The sequence below is a fragment of the Streptomyces avicenniae genome, assembly GCF_000719135.1.
In the GTDB taxonomy this organism is placed as follows: Bacteria; Actinomycetota; Actinomycetes; order Streptomycetales; family Streptomycetaceae; genus Streptomyces; species Streptomyces avicenniae.
On sequence record NZ_JOEK01000011.1, the window covers coordinates 159,970 to 176,702 of the forward strand.

The 16,733-nt window shown below is 71.6% G+C and carries 13 protein-coding genes and 2 tRNA genes; 11 read left to right on the forward strand and 4 right to left on the reverse strand.

From position 1 onward, the window contains the following. Window positions 1-5: 5 nt before the first annotated feature. The gene (locus IF27_RS19840) at window positions 6-1,235 is read right to left on the reverse strand and encodes a GNAT family N-acetyltransferase (RefSeq protein WP_052851011.1); all 1,230 of its coding nucleotides are present in this window, start codon (window positions 1,233-1,235) and stop codon (window positions 6-8) included. Window positions 1,236-1,362: 127 nt separating this feature from the next. Here IF27_RS19840 and IF27_RS19845 point away from each other — a divergent pair, with 127 nt between their 5' ends. Then, window positions 1,363-2,517 carry a PP2C family protein-serine/threonine phosphatase gene (locus tag IF27_RS19845; RefSeq protein ID WP_052851012.1) on the forward strand — a complete coding sequence of 385 codons (1,155 nt, stop codon included), beginning with the start codon at window positions 1,363-1,365 and terminating at the stop codon, window positions 2,515-2,517. 163 nt (window positions 2,518-2,680) lie between these two features. Then, window positions 2,681-3,592 (forward strand): M23 family metallopeptidase, encoded by a 912-nt coding sequence (locus IF27_RS31915; RefSeq protein ID WP_052851013.1) that lies wholly within the window; start codon window positions 2,681-2,683, stop codon window positions 3,590-3,592. Here the strand turns inward: IF27_RS31915 and IF27_RS19855 are convergent, their stop codons facing one another. Continuing rightward, complete coding sequence (locus IF27_RS19855; RefSeq protein WP_110946062.1) at window positions 3,593-4,855, reverse strand: acyltransferase family protein; 1,263 nt, start codon at window positions 4,853-4,855, stop codon at window positions 3,593-3,595. A gap of 485 nt (window positions 4,856-5,340) precedes the next feature. On the opposite strand from IF27_RS19855, the gene IF27_RS19860 reads away from it, so the two are divergent. Next, window positions 5,341-5,562, forward strand: a complete 222-nt coding sequence (locus IF27_RS19860; protein ID WP_052851014.1) for a hypothetical protein — start codon at window positions 5,341-5,343, stop codon at window positions 5,560-5,562. 56 nt (window positions 5,563-5,618) lie between these two features. Here the strand turns inward: IF27_RS19860 and IF27_RS19865 are convergent. Continuing rightward, window positions 5,619-5,689, reverse strand: a tRNA-Gly gene (locus IF27_RS19865). 186 nt (window positions 5,690-5,875) lie between these two features. Here IF27_RS19865 and IF27_RS19870 point away from each other — a divergent pair. From IF27_RS19870 to clpX, 5 genes are all read left to right on the forward strand, one after another. Further along, window positions 5,876-5,952, forward strand: a tRNA-Pro gene (locus IF27_RS19870). Window positions 5,953-6,079: 127 nt separating this feature from the next. After that, window positions 6,080-7,489 carry a trigger factor gene (gene tig / locus IF27_RS19875; protein ID WP_052851015.1) on the forward strand — a complete coding sequence of 470 codons (1,410 nt, stop codon included), beginning with the start codon at window positions 6,080-6,082 and terminating at the stop codon, window positions 7,487-7,489. Between the two features lie 232 nt (window positions 7,490-7,721). Continuing rightward, window positions 7,722-8,336, forward strand: coding sequence for an ATP-dependent Clp protease proteolytic subunit (locus IF27_RS19880; protein WP_052851016.1), 615 nt, complete (start codon window positions 7,722-7,724; stop codon window positions 8,334-8,336). A gap of 70 nt (window positions 8,337-8,406) precedes the next feature. Further along, window positions 8,407-9,057 carry an ATP-dependent Clp protease proteolytic subunit gene (locus tag IF27_RS19885; protein WP_052851017.1) on the forward strand — a complete coding sequence of 217 codons (651 nt, stop codon included), beginning with the start codon at window positions 8,407-8,409 and terminating at the stop codon, window positions 9,055-9,057. A gap of 258 nt (window positions 9,058-9,315) precedes the next feature. Further along, the gene (clpX, locus tag IF27_RS19890) at window positions 9,316-10,617 is read left to right on the forward strand and encodes an ATP-dependent Clp protease ATP-binding subunit ClpX (RefSeq protein ID WP_052851018.1); all 1,302 of its coding nucleotides are present in this window, start codon (window positions 9,316-9,318) and stop codon (window positions 10,615-10,617) included. Between the two features lie 96 nt (window positions 10,618-10,713). Here the strand turns inward: clpX and IF27_RS19895 are convergent, their stop codons facing one another. Further along, entirely contained in the window at window positions 10,714-11,820 is a 1,107-nt protein-coding gene (locus IF27_RS19895; protein WP_052851019.1) for a hypothetical protein, read from the reverse strand. A 193-nt stretch (window positions 11,821-12,013) separates the two neighbouring features. Here IF27_RS19895 and IF27_RS19900 point away from each other — a divergent pair, with 193 nt between their 5' ends. From IF27_RS19900 to IF27_RS19910, 3 genes are all read left to right on the forward strand, one after another. Next, window positions 12,014-14,641 (forward strand): valine--tRNA ligase, encoded by a 2,628-nt coding sequence (locus IF27_RS19900; protein ID WP_052851020.1) that lies wholly within the window; start codon window positions 12,014-12,016, stop codon window positions 14,639-14,641. A gap of 126 nt (window positions 14,642-14,767) precedes the next feature. Beyond that, window positions 14,768-16,318, forward strand: coding sequence for a bifunctional tetrahydrofolate synthase/dihydrofolate synthase (gene folC, locus IF27_RS19905; protein WP_052851021.1), 1,551 nt, complete (start codon window positions 14,768-14,770; stop codon window positions 16,316-16,318). Next, window positions 16,318-16,653: a DUF4233 domain-containing protein gene (locus IF27_RS19910; RefSeq protein ID WP_052851022.1), complete on the forward strand. Its 336-nt coding sequence runs from the start codon at window positions 16,318-16,320 to the stop codon at window positions 16,651-16,653. The genes folC and IF27_RS19910 overlap by 1 nt, the downstream gene beginning before the upstream one ends. The last annotated feature ends 80 nt before the right edge of the window (window positions 16,654-16,733 follow it).

Below are 16,733 nucleotides of genomic sequence, written 5' to 3' on the forward strand. Positions count from 1 at the left end.
CGCCGTCAGAAGTTGTGCGGCAGCCAGGGCGCCACCGGCGAGGAGAACGCCGTCGCCGCAGCCGTCAGCGCACCGGGACGCTCCTCACGCACCTGCCCCGCGCCCGCGAGCGCCGCCAGCGAGGTGCCGCCCAGGTAGGCCGCGCCCAGCGCCCGCACGTCGAGCGACAGGTCGGCCGCGTCCCGCGTCCGCTCGCACACCGCGCCGCCCGGCCCGCCGCTCAGCCGCCAGGCGCCGCTGTTCCAAGGGCAGAAGTCGTCCGTCACGTCCAGCACGACATCCACCTCGGACGCGTACGCACGCCCCCCGAGCGCCGCGCCGACGTCCACCGGGCGCAGATACAGCCGGTCGGCCACCCGCAGCCTGCTGCGCCGCATGTCCGTCACCAGGTGCACCAGCGGATCGTCCACCGGACGGCCCGTCAACTCGACCGACGACATCAGGTCGAGTTCCATGAGGAAGCGCAGCATCGCCGCGTAGGCCGCCGGGTCGGCCGCGTCCAGGTCCTTCACCAGGACGACGCCGTCCGGCACCGACGCGGCCCAGCGGGCCAGCGTCGCGTAGCGCGCGTACCCGACGAGTTCGCCGTCGCGTTCCGCCAGCAGGCAGCGCCGGGGCGACGCGCCCCCGCGCGTGGCGCGCGGGTCGAGCAGCACCATCCCTGGCCAGGACGGCTGCCGGGCGATCATGCCGGGACGGCGGGGCACCAGGCGGGCGTAAAGTTCTTCGCAGCGGTCCACCACCTCGGCGGGGTCGGCGAGGCGGAGCGTCACGTCCTCGGTCCCCGGCGGGAGCCGCAGGCCGGTCCTGGGGACGTCCAGCGTCGCGCTCAGCGCGTGGGTCGCCACCCCGAAGCCGAAGCGCCCGTAGATCGCGGGTTCCGAGGCGGTCAGCACGGCCAGCGGCTCCCCCGCGTCCCGCGCCGTGTCGAGCCCCTGACGCATCATCCGCCGCAGAAGTCCCCGCCGCCGGTGCGTGGGGGCCACATGCACCATCGTCACGCCCGCCGCGGCCACCAGCGCGCCCCCGGGCACCGAGAGCTGGAAGGAAAAGGAACTGAACGAGCCGACGATCCGGTCCTTGTCCCACAGGGCAAGCGACCGATCAATTTCGGTCACTTCTCGCCAGGCGGCCCGCTCCTCGGACGGCTCACGCCCGCCACCGAACGCCCACTCAAGCGAGCGGTACCAAGACTCCCAATCGGCGGCGTCAAGTCCCCGTAGTTCCGTCGTCATGGCGCCATACCTAACAGAGGGCACCGGCGAACGCGACGGATTATCCGTACCCGTACCACGCCAGATCTCCACGGAATCGCCCCAAAGGTTCGACGCGCGGCCGAACGGGTGGCTAAGGTCCCTGGTCATGGCACGCGGCAGCAGGACACGGCCCCGACGCGCACGGGCACCCCGCGCGCACAAGGCTGCGCACCGCCTGCGCACGACCGTGCGCCGCGTCGCCGTCGATTGGTTCCGCGGCAGCGGCTCCGACCGCCTCGCCCTCGCCGCGCTCCTCCTCCTCGTGCCCCTTCTCGGCGGCGCCACCGTCGCCTGGCCCGAATGGTGCCCGCCGGAGTCCCTCGTCCTGCCGCTCGTCGCGGGCGGCCTCCTGCTGCGCCCCGCCAGCCTCCTCGGCCTCTACGCCGTCGTCGCCACGGCGCTGGTGCTGGAGACGGCCCTCATCGAGACCGAACGGCGCATGCCCGACCCGGTGACGCCCGGCAGCATCCTCGTCGTCGCCGCCGTCGCCCTGACCGGCCTGCTGATCGCGCAGTTCCGCAGCCGCGTCGGCGTCCCCTGGCGGCGCGGCGGCACCATGCTGTTCGACCTGCGCGAGCGCATCAGGACGCAGAGCGCCCTGCCCGCGCTCCCCGACGGCTGGCACCGCGAGATGTCGCTGCGCCCGGCGGGCGGCCAGTCGTTCTCCGGCGACTTCGTCGTCGCCACGCGCACCGGCCCGGGGCGGCACGTCCTCGAAGTGGTGCTGGCCGACGTCTCGGGCAAGGGCATGGACGCCGCCTCCCGCTCCCTGCTGCTGTCCGGCGCGTTCGGCGGACTCCTGGGCTCCCTGCCGCCGCACGCGTTCCTGCCCGCCGCCAACGGCTATCTCCTGCGCCAGAGCTGGGACGAGGGCTTCGCCACCGCCGTGCACCTCGTCCTCGACCTGGAGAGCGGCGACTACGAACTGCTCTCCGCGGGACACCTCCCCGGCGTCCAGCTCAGCGCGGGCACCGGCCGCTGGCAGGAGATCGCCGCCGAGGGGCCGCTCCTCGGCGTCTGGGACGAGGCCGAGTTCCACCCGGCCAAGGGCACGCTGCGGCGCGGCGACGTGCTGATGCTCTTCACCGACGGCCTGGTGGAGCGGCCGGGACGCGACCTGAGCGAGGGCATCGACCGCCTCACCGGCGAGGCGGACCGCTATGTCGCCACCGGCTTCCGGGGCGCGGCCTGGCACCTCGTCGAGGCCGTCGCGCGCGATGTGAACGACGACCGGGCGCTGTTGCTCATCGGCCGGGAGTGATCACCCGGCGGGGCGGCCTTGCGCGCCGTGCCCCGCCGGGCCGACTGGCCGCCCTGAGCAGCGCCGATGACGGCGCGGTCCCGGCCGCGCTGTCGGCCGATCGGCGGTGCGGCGCACGTCCCGGCGGATGCGGACGGCCCCCGGCTGGCCTTGGCTCGAAGGCATGAGCCCACTCCCGGCACGGCGCCCCGCGCCGTTCCCCCCGCGACGGTCACCCTCCTCCGCCCGCCTGACCCGCAAGGTCGTCGGCGGCACCCTCGCCGGGGCGCTCGTCATAGCGGGCCCCTGGGCGCTCGCCGGGGGTGACGGCGAGGACGACGGCCGGTCGCCCGCCGAGGCCGCCGCGTCCGGCGCGGTCGAGGACGGCGTACCGCGCGACGTGTCGTACGCCTCGTCCACCCGGCCCGACGCGCCGCCACCGGCCGGACTCCCGTTCGGGACGGGCGGGTTCGCGCGGCCGGAGCCGCAGGACGCGCTCGCGTCCCTCGACGCGTCGGGGCTCCTCGAACCGTTCGAGGCCCTGGAGTTCCTGGAGAGCCTCGACCCTCCGCACCACCTCGAAGCGCTCGGCTCCCACCACCACGCCGAGCGCGCCGCCCCCGCGGACCCACGCGACCGCCGCGCGCAGCGCCCGTACGGACGCCGCGGCTGGGACGAACTCTCCGCCGAGGGCTGGACGGCCCCCGTCAGCGGCCACCCGATCTCCGCCTCCTACGGCAGGCCGGGCGACTGGGCCGCCGGCTACCACACCGGCGTGGACTTCGCGACGCCCGTCGGCACCACCGTCCGCTCCGTCGGCCCGGGGACCGTCGTCACGGCCGCCTGGTCGGGTGACTACGGCAACCTCGTCGTCGTCCGTATGGAGGACGACCACTACACGCTCTACGCCCACCTGTCGGAGATCGACGTCCGGGTCGGCGAGGACGTGACGGGCGGCACCACCGTCGGCGCCTCGGGCAACACCGGGAACAGCACCGGTCCCCACCTCCACTTCGAGGTGAGGACCGGCGAGGACTACGGGACGGACGTGGACCCGCTGGAGTACCTGGCGGGCCACGGCGTGACGCTCGACTGATCAGCCCCCGGCGCTCACCGGGCGCTGGCCGCCGTCGGCGGCGGACGCCTCACCCGGCGACCGGGCGGGCGGGTCCGCGCGGACCACCGCGCCGCCCGGCCCGCCCCGGTCGCCCAGGGGACCGTCGCCCACCGCCCGGTCGCCGCCGGACAGGACGGGCTGCGGCTTCCTGAACGCCCAGTCCATCGACGGCTCGACCAGGGGCCTGAACGCCCTGCGCACCGGGGCCGTGCACAGCGCCGTCACGACGACGGCGCCGATCGCCGTCACCGCCACGCGCCCGGCGGGGGAGCCGACCCAGCCGACGTCGTACCAGTCCCACCAGCGCGACGCCTTGATGACGAAGCCGTGCAGCAGGTAGCCGTAGACGGTGCCCGCGCCGAGCGTGGTGTACCAGGTGCGCCGGGTGGGGACCAGCGCGAGGAACGCCACGGTGAGCAGCAGCCCGCAGCCGAAGAGCGCCAGCGTCATGACGGGCCCGACCCAGCCGGGTTCGCCCATCTCCTGCGCGGAGTTGGTGCGGTAGAGCCAGCTCTGGTCCAGGCGCCCGACGGACCAGTAGGCGACGGCGAGCGCGACGAGGAGCACCGGCACGGCCAGGGCCCGCACCTCCGTGCGCCTCATCCAGGTGAAGTGCTCGCGGCGCATCATCGTGCCGAGCACGAAGAACGGGAGGAACTGGAGGACGCGCTGGATGTTGAGGTCGTTGCCGAAGTGGGGGGACATCGACGCGATGGCCGCGACGGCCAGCGCGATCGGCAGGGGGTGGCGCACGAGGCGCCAGATCGGCGCCGTCAGTCGCCAGAGGAACAGGGCGACCAGGAACCAGGTCACGTAGTAGGGGTCGAGGAGACTCAGCGGGAGGTCGGGGTCGTCACCGCCCCAGCCTGCCCTGGCGAACAGGATGTACAGCACCTCGAAGACGAGGTACGGCACCCCGACGCCGGTGATCAGCCGCTTCAGCTGGTCGGGACGGGCGGTGAAGCTGCGCGAGAAGTATCCGGCGATGAGGATGAAGGCCGGCATGTGGAACGTGAAGACGAACGCGTAGAGGGCCGAGGCCGCGCGCGAGTCGTCGCGCAGCGGGGTCCAGGCGTGACTGACGGCCACGAGGACGATGGCCAGGTACTTCGCGTTGTCGAAGAAGGGATCGCGCTCCTTGCGCCCGGTCCGTGCACCGTCGTCCGCGACAGCAGGTGGGGGGTCGGCCGCGGGCGCCGTGGGGGCGGGCGGCGACGCTTGTTGATTACGGACGTGCAACATTGTCCGCACGATAGCGGCTCGCGCGGCATTCGTACATTCCGCGTCGGGCGGTGTGGCGATTCCCATGGAGATTTCGGTGACGATTCGCGACCGGCCTGTGCAATCCGGCGGCACGATGACCGTTATGGGATGGTTCGCCCCTGAAGAAGAAGGAGTAAAAGGGGCGTAACGGTGGCGTCCTGCAAGGGGGTTGACGCGCGGGTGTTCCCCTGGGAAATCCGGCTCGGAAGGCCCCGGAGGCGAATTGGTCAGCCTCTCCGGATGCCCGGGAAATCACCCCTCATGCACGGGCCCCGTTTAACGGAACGGTAACGCGCTCCCCGGCGGCCCCGACGGTGCGCAGGTGGCCGGACAGTGGTGGACGGAGCGTCACCGCTCTCCACCTGGGGCGTAGTTGATGGCACGATGGTTCCTGCGAGGCCGCGGCGGTCGTGGTCAAGCTGTTGACGGAGCAGAGGCGAACCTTCCGTAAGGTGTGATCAGTTGTGGTTATCTCGTTCTCTCTGGCCCTCCTGTTCGGGGTGATCTTGTTCTTCATGATCAGGAGCGGGTCCATGAAGTGGGGCCCGGCCATCGTGGCCATCCTCTTCGGCTTCTCCCTCGCCTCCACGGGCGCCGCCGACCCCATAAACAACTTCCTTGAGTCGATCACCGACGGCGTCAACTCCGTGGACGACTCCATCAACAGCTCGTCGGGCGGCGAGTGACCGGCCGGGCGCACGCGAGAGGCCCGGCCCCCGAGGGGGAGCCGGGCCTCGTGAAGAGCGGGCGACGGGAATCGAACCCGCGTAGCTGGTTTGGAAGACCAGGGCTCTACCATTGAGCTACGCCCGCCGGGCGCCGGGGACCGTGACGGTCCATCGGCCGGTCGTGCCGACCGGGTACGGCGCGATGCGTATCGTACCAGCGCCGCCCGCCGAGGCGGCGCGGGCCGCCCTCCCGCCCAGGTCGCCGGCCGACGCCCCGGGGAAACCGGACCGCGCGCGGCCCTGTACGCTACGTGTCGCATCGTGAGCCGGACGGGGTGTGGCGCAGCTTGGTAGCGCGTCCGCTTTGGGAGCGGAAGGCCGTCGGTTCGAATCCGGCCACCCCGACCACGTACTATGAGTAGCCTGCCTGCGCGCCTGTGGTGTGTCCGCATACGGGGCGCCATCGGCGCCTCCCGGAGCCTCCAAGGGCCTCCAGGGAGTGCTTCCCCTGACGTCAGCCCCAAGGAGACCGACCGTGAAGAGCGCCGTGGAGACCCTGAACCCCACCCGGGTTCGGCTCACTGTCGAGGTGCCCTTCGAGGAACTCAAGCCCAGCCTCGACGCGGCGTACCGGAAGATCAACCAGCAGGTGACGGTGCCCGGCTTCCGCAAGGGCAAGATCCCGGCCCGCATCATCGACCAGCGTTTCGGCCGTGGCGCCGTGCTGGAGGAAGCGGTCAACGAGGCGCTGCCGAAGTTCTACAGCGAGGCCGTGACCGAGGGCGAGCTGAACCCGCTGGGCCAGCCCGAGGTGGACATCACCGAGCTGCGCGACAACGAACTGCTGACCTTCACCGCCGAGGTGGACATCCGCCCCGAGCTGACGATCCCGGACTACTCCGGCATCGAGGTCACCGTGGACGCGGTCGAGATCCCCGAGGAGGACGTGGACGAGGCCGTCGAGCGGCTGCGTGACCGCTTCGCCTCCACCACCGTGGTCGAGCGGGCCGCCGCCGAGGGCGACGTCGTGAAGATCGACCTCGAAGCCCGCGTGGACGGCGACGTGCTGGACGACGGCGTCGCCCAGGGCGTCAACTACACGATCGGTTCCGGCCAGATGCTGGACGGTCTCGACGAGGCCGTCACCGGCCTGGAGGCCGGGGGCACCGCCACCTTCACCAGCGAGCTGAAGGGCGGCTCCGCGGCCGGGCAGGAGGCCGAGGTGACCGTCACGGTCGAGACCGTCTCCTCCCGCGAGCTGCCGGAGCTGGACGACGACTTCGCCCAGCTGGCCAGCGAGTTCGACACCCTGGCCGCGCTCCGCGAGGACAGCACCCGCCGCCTCGGCGACGAGCGCAGGTACCAGCAGGCCACCGAGGCGCAGGAGAAGGTGCTCGACGCCCTTCTCGAACTGGTCGAGGTCCCGATGCCGCAGAAGCTCCTCGCGGACGAGATCGAGACCCGCAAGCACAACCTGGAGCACCACCAGCTGCCCCAGCTCGGCATGGACTTCGACGCCTACCTGAAGCTCCAGGAGAAGACCGCCGACGAGTTCGACGAGGAGCTGCGCGAGCAGGCCGAGAAGGGCATCAAGACCCAGTTCGTGCTGGACCAGATCGCCCGCGTCGAGAACCTCAACGTCAGCCAGGAAGAGCTGACCGAGCACCTCATGCGCCGCGCGCAGTCCTCCGGCATGAGCCCCGACCAGTTCGCCAAGGCCGTCGTCGAGGGCGGCCAGGTGCCGATGCTCGTCGGCGAGGTCACCCGCGGCAAGGCCCTGGCCCTGGTGGTCGAGTCCGTCACCGTCAAGGACAGCAACGGCGAGCCCGTCCGGCTGGACGACGAGGAGGAGGACGCCGCCTCCGACGCCGACGCGCAGGCCGACGTCACCGCGGACGCGGCCGAGACCGTCGCCGACGGCGAGCAGGCCGCCGACAAGTCCTGACCCCGCCGCGCGGACCGGGACCCGGCGCTCCGCCGGGCCCTGGCGCGGGCATGAACCGGCCATGGTCCCGGCCCCGGAACGCCCGGGGTCGGGACCCTGCGCTCACAGCGAACAGTTCCCTGGTCGGGATGGGTCCGTCGGTACCGCGCGTTAGGGTCCGTAAGTACAACCCGGACGTCGAGTGACGGCCAGGCGGATGCCGCCGGCCGTCCGAGAATGAGCAGGTGGATACGTGACGCTCTCGATGCCTTCCGCCATGGCGGAACCGCTGAACAGTGGCCTCGGTGATCAGGTCTACAACCGGCTGCTGGACGAGCGGATCATCTTCCTGGGTCAGCCCGTCGATGACGACATCGCCAACCGGATCACGGCCCAGCTGCTCCTGCTGGCCGCCGACCCGGACAAGGACATCTTCCTTTACATCAACAGCCCCGGCGGCTCGATCTCCGCTGGCATGGCCATCTACGACACCATGCAGTACGTGAAGAACGACGTGGTGACCATCGCCATGGGTCTGGCGGCCTCCATGGGCCAGTTCCTGCTGACGGCGGGTGCCCCCGGCAAGCGCTACGCGCTGCCCAACGCGGAGATCCTGATCCACCAGCCCTCCGCCGGTCTCGCGGGCTCCGCCACGGACATCCGCATCCACGCCGAGCAGTTGCTGCGCACGAAGCGCAAGATGGCCAAGCTGTCCGCCTTCCACTCCGGCGTCAGCGAGGAGCAGTGGGAGCGCGACGCCGACCGGGACCGCTGGTTCAGCGCCGAGGAGGCCCAGGAGTACGGCCTGCTCGACCGCGTCATCACCAGTGCCGCGGACATCGCGGGCGGCGGCGGCACGGGCGCCTGAGCCCACCCCGCGCGCGCGAAGCCGAGATCCCAGCCGAGACAGCAGCCGATCCCAAGGCGGTTTACACCAGATGAACAACTTCCCCGGTTCGGGCCTCTACGACCGTCTCCCGGCCGAGGCCCGCTACGTCGTCCCGCGCTTCGTCGAGCGCACCTCGCAGGGCGTGCGCGAGTACGACCCGTACGCGAAGCTCTTTGAGGAGCGCGTGATCTTCCTCGGCGTGCAGATCGACGACGCCTCCGCGAACGACGTCATGGCCCAGCTGCTCTGCCTGGAGTCGATGGACCCGGACCGCGACATCCAGATCTACATCAACAGCCCCGGCGGCTCGTTCACGGCGCTGACGGCCATCTACGACACGATGGAGTTCGTCAAGCCGGACATCCAGACCGTGTGCATGGGCCAGGCGGCCTCCGCGGCGGCCGTCCTGCTCGCGGCGGGCACCCGTGGCAAGCGGATGGCGCTGCCGAATGCGAGGATTCTCATCCACCAGCCGTACAGTGAGACGGGACGCGGTCAGGTCTCCGATCTGGAGATCGCCGCCCGTGAGGTCGCGCGCATGCGGACCCAGCTGGAGGAGATGCTCGCGAGGCACTCCACCCAGCCGATCGAGCAGATCGCGGACGACATCGAGCGCGACAAGATCCTCACCGCGGGCGAGGCCGTCGAGTACGGCCTGATCGACCAGATCGTGACGACCCGGTCCTCGACCGCGGTCTGAGCACGGCGGGCGGCGCACGCCAGGCGGCACCCCCGCAGGACCTGTACGACCCAGCACGACCAGCAAGCACCCGGTACGACCGGTACCACCAGCACAGAGCGGGAACGTGACTGGCCGCCCCCTTTTGACGGGAAGGCCCCGTGGAGGGGGATTCCCGTCAAGGGGGGCCACTCGCCCCGGGCGACAAGGTACCGTCGTCTACAGAAAGCATCAGTGCGCCGTCTCCCCGGCGGTGCGCAGGCGAAGGGGAAGCACCTCGTGGCACGCATCGGTGATGGCGGCGATCTGCTCAAGTGCTCGTTCTGCGGCAAGAGCCAGAAACAGGTGAAGAAGCTCATCGCGGGCCCGGGGGTCTACATCTGCGACGAGTGCATCGACCTGTGCAACGAGATCATCGAGGAGGAGCTGGCCGAGTCGCCGGACTCCGACCTCGGCGAGCTGCCCAAGCCCCGGGAGATCTACGACTTCCTGGAGAGCTACGTGGTCGGCCAGGAGGACGCCAAGAAGGCGCTCTCCGTCGCCGTGTACAACCACTACAAGCGGGTGCGGGCCAGCGAGGCCGACTCCGGCAGCTCGCGTGACGAGGTCATCGAGATCGCCAAGTCGAACATCCTGCTGCTCGGGCCCACCGGCTCAGGCAAGACGCTGCTCGCCCAGACCCTCGCGCGGATGCTGAACGTCCCCTTCGCGATCACCGACGCGACCGCGCTCACCGAGGCCGGGTACGTCGGCGAGGACGTCGAGAACATCCTGCTCAAGCTGATCCAGGCGGCCGACTACGACATCAAGAAGGCCGAGCAGGGAATCATCTACATCGACGAGATCGACAAGGTCGCCCGCAAGAGCGAGAACCCGTCGATCACGCGCGACGTCTCCGGGGAAGGCGTCCAGCAGGCGCTGCTGAAGATCCTGGAGGGCACCACGGCGGCCGTGCCGCCGCAGGGCGGGCGCAAGCACCCGCACCAGGAGTTCCTCCAGATCGACACCTCCAACGTGCTGTTCATCGTCGGCGGCGCCTTCGCCGGTCTCGACGACATCATCCGCGCCCGGTCCGGGGCGCGCGGCATCGGCTTCGGCGCGGACATCCGCTCCAAGCGCGACCGGGACGCCGCGGAACTGCTCGCGGACGTCCTGCCGGAAGACCTGGTGAAGTACGGCATGATCCCCGAGTTCATCGGGCGGCTGCCGGTCATCACCTCGGTGCACAACCTCGACCGCGAGGCCCTGCTGCGCATCCTCGTGGAGCCGCGCAACGCGCTCGTCAAGCAGTACCAGCGCCTCTTCGAGCTGGACGGCGTCGAGCTGGAATTCGACCTCCCGGCGCTGGAGGCCATCGCCGACCAGGCCATCCTGCGCCGCACCGGCGCGCGCGGCCTGCGGGCGATCATGGAGGAGGTCCTCATGTCGGTGATGTACGAGGTGCCGTCCCGCCAGGACGTCGGCCAGGTCGTCATCACGGAGGACGTCGTCCGCTCCAACGTGAACCCGACGCTCGTCCCGCGCTCGCGGCTCGCCAAGCAGCGCGGCCCCGGCACCACGCCGCACGAGAAGACGGCCTGAGCGGCGGCGGCGGACCGCCGCGTACCGCACGGAGGGGCGGGGCCCGGATCTGCGATCCGGGCCCCGCCCCTTGCCGTGTCCGGTCCCGCGCACGGGTCAGGCGGACTCGCTCGTGTCCGCCTCCTCGACGGGGGTGAGCGCGTCCACCCGCAGCTGGGCCGCCGCGGCGGCGGCGTCCTCCGCCGGGACATCGACGTTGCCCTGCCCGTTGACGCTCTGGAGCACGACCGCGCCGAGCGTGCTGGTGTCGCCCCAGACACAGACCGGGATCTGCACCATCTCCTGGAGCACCGGGTCCATGACGTCGGCGTCCTGGCACTTCATGACGGCGTCCCCGAGCCCCTCGGGGGTGTACGCCTGCGGCTCGCCGACGAGCGTGAACTCCTCCATGGCCTCCTGCTCCGAGGCGACGTAGGCGAAGAGGGCGTCCACGGCGGCGGCCGGGTCCTCGACCTCGCCCCACATGCCGATGACGTTGAGCGTCGTCACCGTGCGCTCGCCCAGCTCCGAGGGGTCGGTCATGCCGAGCAGCTCGGTGGGGGAGATGCCGCCGACGTACTGGGCCGTGGTGCCCTCCGCGTCCTGAAGGCCCAGGCGCGCCAGCTCCTCGGGCGGGGCGTCGCTTGAGTCCTGCGCCGGGGCGAGGATCGCGTAGTCGCCGGAGAGGCTGGGCAGGTCGAGCCGGTAGGAGACGCCTTCGGCGAGCTGCCCCTCGCCGTCCCCGCCGCCACCGCCGCCCGGCTCGTCGTCGTCACCGCCGGAGAGCAGCACGATCCCGCCGCCCACCAGGACGGCGAGGACCACGACGACGGCGCTCACGATGCCGATCGTCTTCCCCCGGCCGCCGCCGCCCGGCGGCGGCACCTGGCCGTAGGAGGGCTGCCCGTACGGCGGTTGCCCGGGGGGCTGCTGGCCGTAGGCCCCCGGCTGCCCGTACGCCCCCGGCTGCCCGTACCCGCCCGGCTGGCCCTGCGGCGGCTGCGGCTGCCAGTACGGGCCCGGCTGCGCGGGAGGCTGGTGCTGCGGGTATCCGTAGCCCTGTCCGCCGGGCGCCGCGCCACCCTGCCCGAACGGCCCGGGCCCGGCGGGCTGGCCGTAGCCACCGCCCTGCGGGGCGCCGTACGGGCCCGGCTGACCTGGCTGCCCCGGCGGCGGTCCCTGCGGGGGCTGCTGCCCGTACGGTCCGGGTTGGTTGTGACTCATCGTTGCATCCCCTCACAAGCGCTCCGTGCGGCGCTTCCGCTCATCCTGTCGGACGGCATGCATGTATGTACATCTGATCGCGGTGCGATGCCCCACACCCCCCTCGTCATCCTCCGTCATGCCGGGGGGTTCCGGACGGGGAGGGGGCATTCTGGTTCGAACTCGGGACACGCGTCCTCGTAGACTGACCGTCGTGACCGAGAACACTCAGCCGCCCGCCTCCGGGCCCCACAGCACCCCAGCCGATCTGCCGACGCAGTACACACCGGCCGACGTAGAGGGGAAGCTGTACGAGCGCTGGGTAGACCGGGGCTGGTTCAGGGCCGACGCGAAGAGCGACAAAGAGCCGTACACCGTCGTCATCCCGCCCCCCAACGTCACCGGCAGCCTGCACGTCGGCCACGCCTTCGAACACACGCTGATCGACGCCCTGACCCGCCGCAAGCGCATGCAGGGGTACGAGACGCTGTGGCAGCCCGGCATGGACCACGCGGGCATCGCCACGCAGAACGTCGTCGAGCGCGAGCTGGCCAAGGAGGGCCTGTCCCGCCACGACCTCGGGCGCGAGGCGTTCGTCGAGCGCGTCTGGCGCTGGAAGGACGAGTCGGGCGGCCAGATCTCCGGCCAGATGCGGCGCCTCGGCGACGGCGTGGACTGGGACCGTGAACGTTTCACCATGGACGAGGGCCTGTCGCAGGCCGTCCAGACGATCTTCAAGCGCCTGTACGACGACGGGCTGATCTACCGCGCCGAGCGCATCATCAACTGGTGCCCCCGCTGTCTGACGGCGCTGTCCGACATCGAGGTGGAGTACCAGGAGGACGAGGGCGAACTCGTCTCCATCCGCTACGGCGACGGCGAGGACTCGCTGGTCGTGGCGACGACCCGCGCCGAGACGATGCTCGGCGACACCGCCGTGGCCGTCCACCCGGACGACGCGCGCTACCGGCACCTCGTCGGCCGCCGGATCGCCCTGCCGCTGACCGACCGCACCATCCCGGTCGTCGCCGACGCGCACGTGGACCCGGAGTTCGGCACGGGCGCCGTCAAGGTGACGCCCGCGCACGACCCGAACGACTTCGAGATCGGCCGCCGCCACGACCTGCCGCAGATCACGGTCATGGACGAACGCGCCGTCATCACCGTGCACGGCCCGTTCCTCGGCCTCGACCGCCTTGAGGCCCGCTCCGCCGTCGTCGCCGCGCTGCGCGCCGAGGGCAGGATCGTCGCCGAGAAGCGCCCGTACACGCACTCCGTCGGGCACTGCTCGCGCTGCAAGACCACGATCGAGCCCCGCGTCTCGCTCCAGTGGTGGGTCAAGGTCGGCCCGCTCGCGAAGGCGGCGGGCGACGCCGTGCGCGACGGGCAGGTGACGATCCACCCGAAGGAGATGACCTCCCGCTACTTCGACTGGGTGGACAACCTCCACGACTGGTGCATCTCACGGCAGTTGTGGTGGGGCCACCGCATCCCGGTCTGGTACGGGCCCGACGGCGAGGTCCGCTGCGTCGGCGCCGACGAGGAGCCGCCGACCGGCGAGGGCTGGCACCAGGACACCGACGTCCTCGACACCTGGTTCTCCTCGGCCCTGTGGCCGTTCTCCACGCTCGGCTGGCCCGAACAGACCGAGAGCGTCGAGAAGTTCTACCCGAACTCGGTCCTCGTCACCGGCTACGACATCCTGTTCTTCTGGGTCGCGCGGATGATGATGTTCGGCCTGTACGCGATGGACGGCACCCCGCCGTTCCACACGATCGTGCTGCACGGCATGGTCCGCGACCAGTTCGGCAAGAAGATGTCCAAGTCCTTCGGGAACAGCGTCGATCCGCTCGTGTGGATGGACGCGTACGGCTCGGACGCCGTCCGCTTCACGCTCGCGCGCGGCGCGAACCCCGGCGTGGACGTCCCCGTCGGCGAGGACTGGGTCCAGGCATCCCGCAACTTCGCCAACAAGGTCTGGAACGCCACGCGTTTCGCCCTCCTCAACGGCGCGACGGTGACCGGCCCGCTGCCGGACGCCGCCGAACTCGGCCCCGCCGACCGCTGGATCCTCTCCCGGCTGAACGCCGTGGTCGCCGAGGTGGACGGCTACTTCGAGGACTACCAGTTCGCCAAGCTCAGCGACGCCCTCTTCCACTTCGCCTGGGACGAGGTCTTCGACTGGTACGTCGAGCTGTCCAAGACGACGTTCGCCGCGGGCGGCCGGGCCGCCGAGGTGTCCCGCCGCGTCTTCGGCGAGGTCCTGGACGTGACGCTGCGCCTGCTGCACCCGCTGATGCCGTTCGTCACCGAGGAGATGTGGACGTCGCTCACCGGCGGCGAGTCCGTCGTCGTCACCGACTGGCCGACCGACTCCGGCTTCCGCGACCGCGCCGCCGAGGACGAGCTGGCCGCCGTCAGGAAGCTCGTCACCGAGGTGCGCCGGTTCCGCGCCGACCAGGGCCTCCAGCCGGGCCAGCGCGTCCCGGCCACCCTGGACCTGTCGGGCACCGGCCTGGAGGCGCACGAGGAGGCCATGCGCGCCCTCCTGCGCCTCCAGGCGCCAGGCGAGTCCTTCGAGGCCACGGCGACCCTCCCGGTCGGCGGCGCCACCGTCGCGCTCGACCTCCACGGCGTCATCGACTTCGAGGCGGAACGCAGGCGGCTCACGAAGGACCTGGCCACGGCGGAGAAGGAGCTGGCCCAGACCACCGCGAAGCTGGGGAACGAGGCGTTCCTCGCCAAGGCCCCCGACCACGTCGTGGACAAGATCCGCGGTCGCCGCGCCGCCGCGGAGGCCGACATCGCCCGCATCGGGACACAGCTCGCACAGCTCCCGTAGCGGGCCTGTCGGTGGTCCTCCGTACACTGGCCCCATGAACGGCACACCCCGTGTCCGGCCCCGCCGTCAGGCGGCGGTCCGGGCGCGGGGTGGGGGCGTGGGCGGAGAAGCGAACGGAATGACGCAGTGACTGACAGTCCTACCGGTGGCAGCCCCAGGGACGAGTTCCCCGGGGACGAGGGGCACGTCCCCGCGGACCCGTTCGAGGAGATCGTCGCGGCCGAACGCGACCGCGACCCCGACCTCGCCGTCATCGAGGCGGGCAGCCGCACGCTGCGCTCCCAGCCCGGCACCGCGCGCGCCGAGGACATCCCGGCGCGCCCCGCCGACCCCGCGCTCGACCAGGCCCTGCGGGAGGTGGAGGCCGAGCTGTCCGGGCGCTGGCCCGAGACGAAGCTCGACCCCTCCGTCGTCCGCATCCAGGCGCTCATGGACGTCCTGGGCGAGCCGCAGCGCGCCTACCCGTCGATCCACATCACCGGGACCAACGGCAAGACCAGCACGGCCCGCATGATCGAGACGCTCCTCACCGCCTTCGACCTGCGCACCGGGCGGTTCAGCAGCCCGCACGTCCAGTCGATCACCGAGCGCATCAGCCTCGACGGCGCGCCGGTGTCGGCCGAGCGCTTCATCGCCGCGTACGAGGACATCAAGCCGTACGTCGAGCTGGTGGACGCCCGGCAGGACTACCGGCTGTCCTTCTTCGAGGTGATGACGGGCATGGCGTACGCCGCCTTCGCCGACGCCCCGGTGGACGTCGCCGTGGTCGAGGTCGGCATGGGCGGCACCTGGGACGCCACCAACGTCATCGACGCCCAGGTGGCCGTCCTCACCCCGATCTCCCTGGACCACACCGACCGGCTCGGCGACACCCCGGCACGGATCGCCGTCGAGAAGTCGGGGATCATCAAGCCGGACGCCCGCGTCGTCCTCGCCCAGCAGACCGTGGAGGCCGCCTCCGTCGTGCTGCGCAAGGCCGTCGAGGTGGACGCCACCGTGGCCAGGGAGGGCCTGGAGTTCGGCGTCCTGTCCCGCGAGGTCGCGGTCGGCGGGCAGCTGCTGACGCTGCGCGGCGTCGGCGGCGACTACCCCGACATCTTCCTGCCCCTCCACGGCGAGCACATGGCGCACAACGCGGCGGTCGCCCTCGCGGCGGTCGAGGCGTTCTTCGGCATCGGCGGCGGCCGGGAGGCGGGCACGCTCGACCAGGACGTCGTCCGGGGCGCGTTCGCCACCGTGACCTCGCCAGGACGCCTCGAAGTGGTCCGCAGCAGCCCCACCGTCATCCTCGACGGCGCGCACAACCCGGCCGGGGCCCAGGCCGCCGCCGCGGCGGTCACCGAGGCGTTCGGCTTCAGCCGCCTCGTCGGCGTCGTCGGCACGAGCGAGGGCAAGGACGCGCGCGGCCTGCTTGAGGCGTTCGAGCCGGTCATGACCGAGGTCGTGATCACCGGGAACACCAGCCACCGCGCCCTCGACCCCGACCGGCTGGCCGCGCTCGCCGTCGAGGTGTTCGGCGAGGACCGCGTGCAGGTCGAGCCCCGGCTCGACGACGCCCTGGAGGCGGCCATCGCGCTCGCCGAGGAGGAGCACGAGTACGCAGGGGCCGGTGTCCTGGTCACCGGCTCGATCATCACGGTCGGCGAGGCCCGCCTGCTGCTGGGGAGGAACCGCTGATGCGCACGCTCTGCGCCAGTACGCTCGTCGGGGAGTTCATCGTCATCGCGCTCGCCGGGCTCGCCCTCGGCCAGCTGTCCGACGTCCCCACCGGCACCCTGTGGACCGTCAGCGGCATCGCCATGGCGCTGTGCCTCCTGGTGTGCGGGCTCATCACCCGCCCCGGCGGGATCCAGCTCGGCTGGGTGCTCCAGGGCGGGCTGATCGCGTCCGGGTTCGCCCTGCCCGCCATGTTCGTCCTCGGCGCCGTGTTCGCCGGTCTGTGGTGGGCCTCGATCCACTACGGCCGCCGCGTGGACGACATACGCGCGGCCCGCGAGCGCGCCACCGCCTGACGTCGCGTCCCCACCCCGCGCCCGCTCCGGCCCACGGCCATGTCAACTGCCGGGCCCTGATGCGGAAGGGTGTGCGCCAG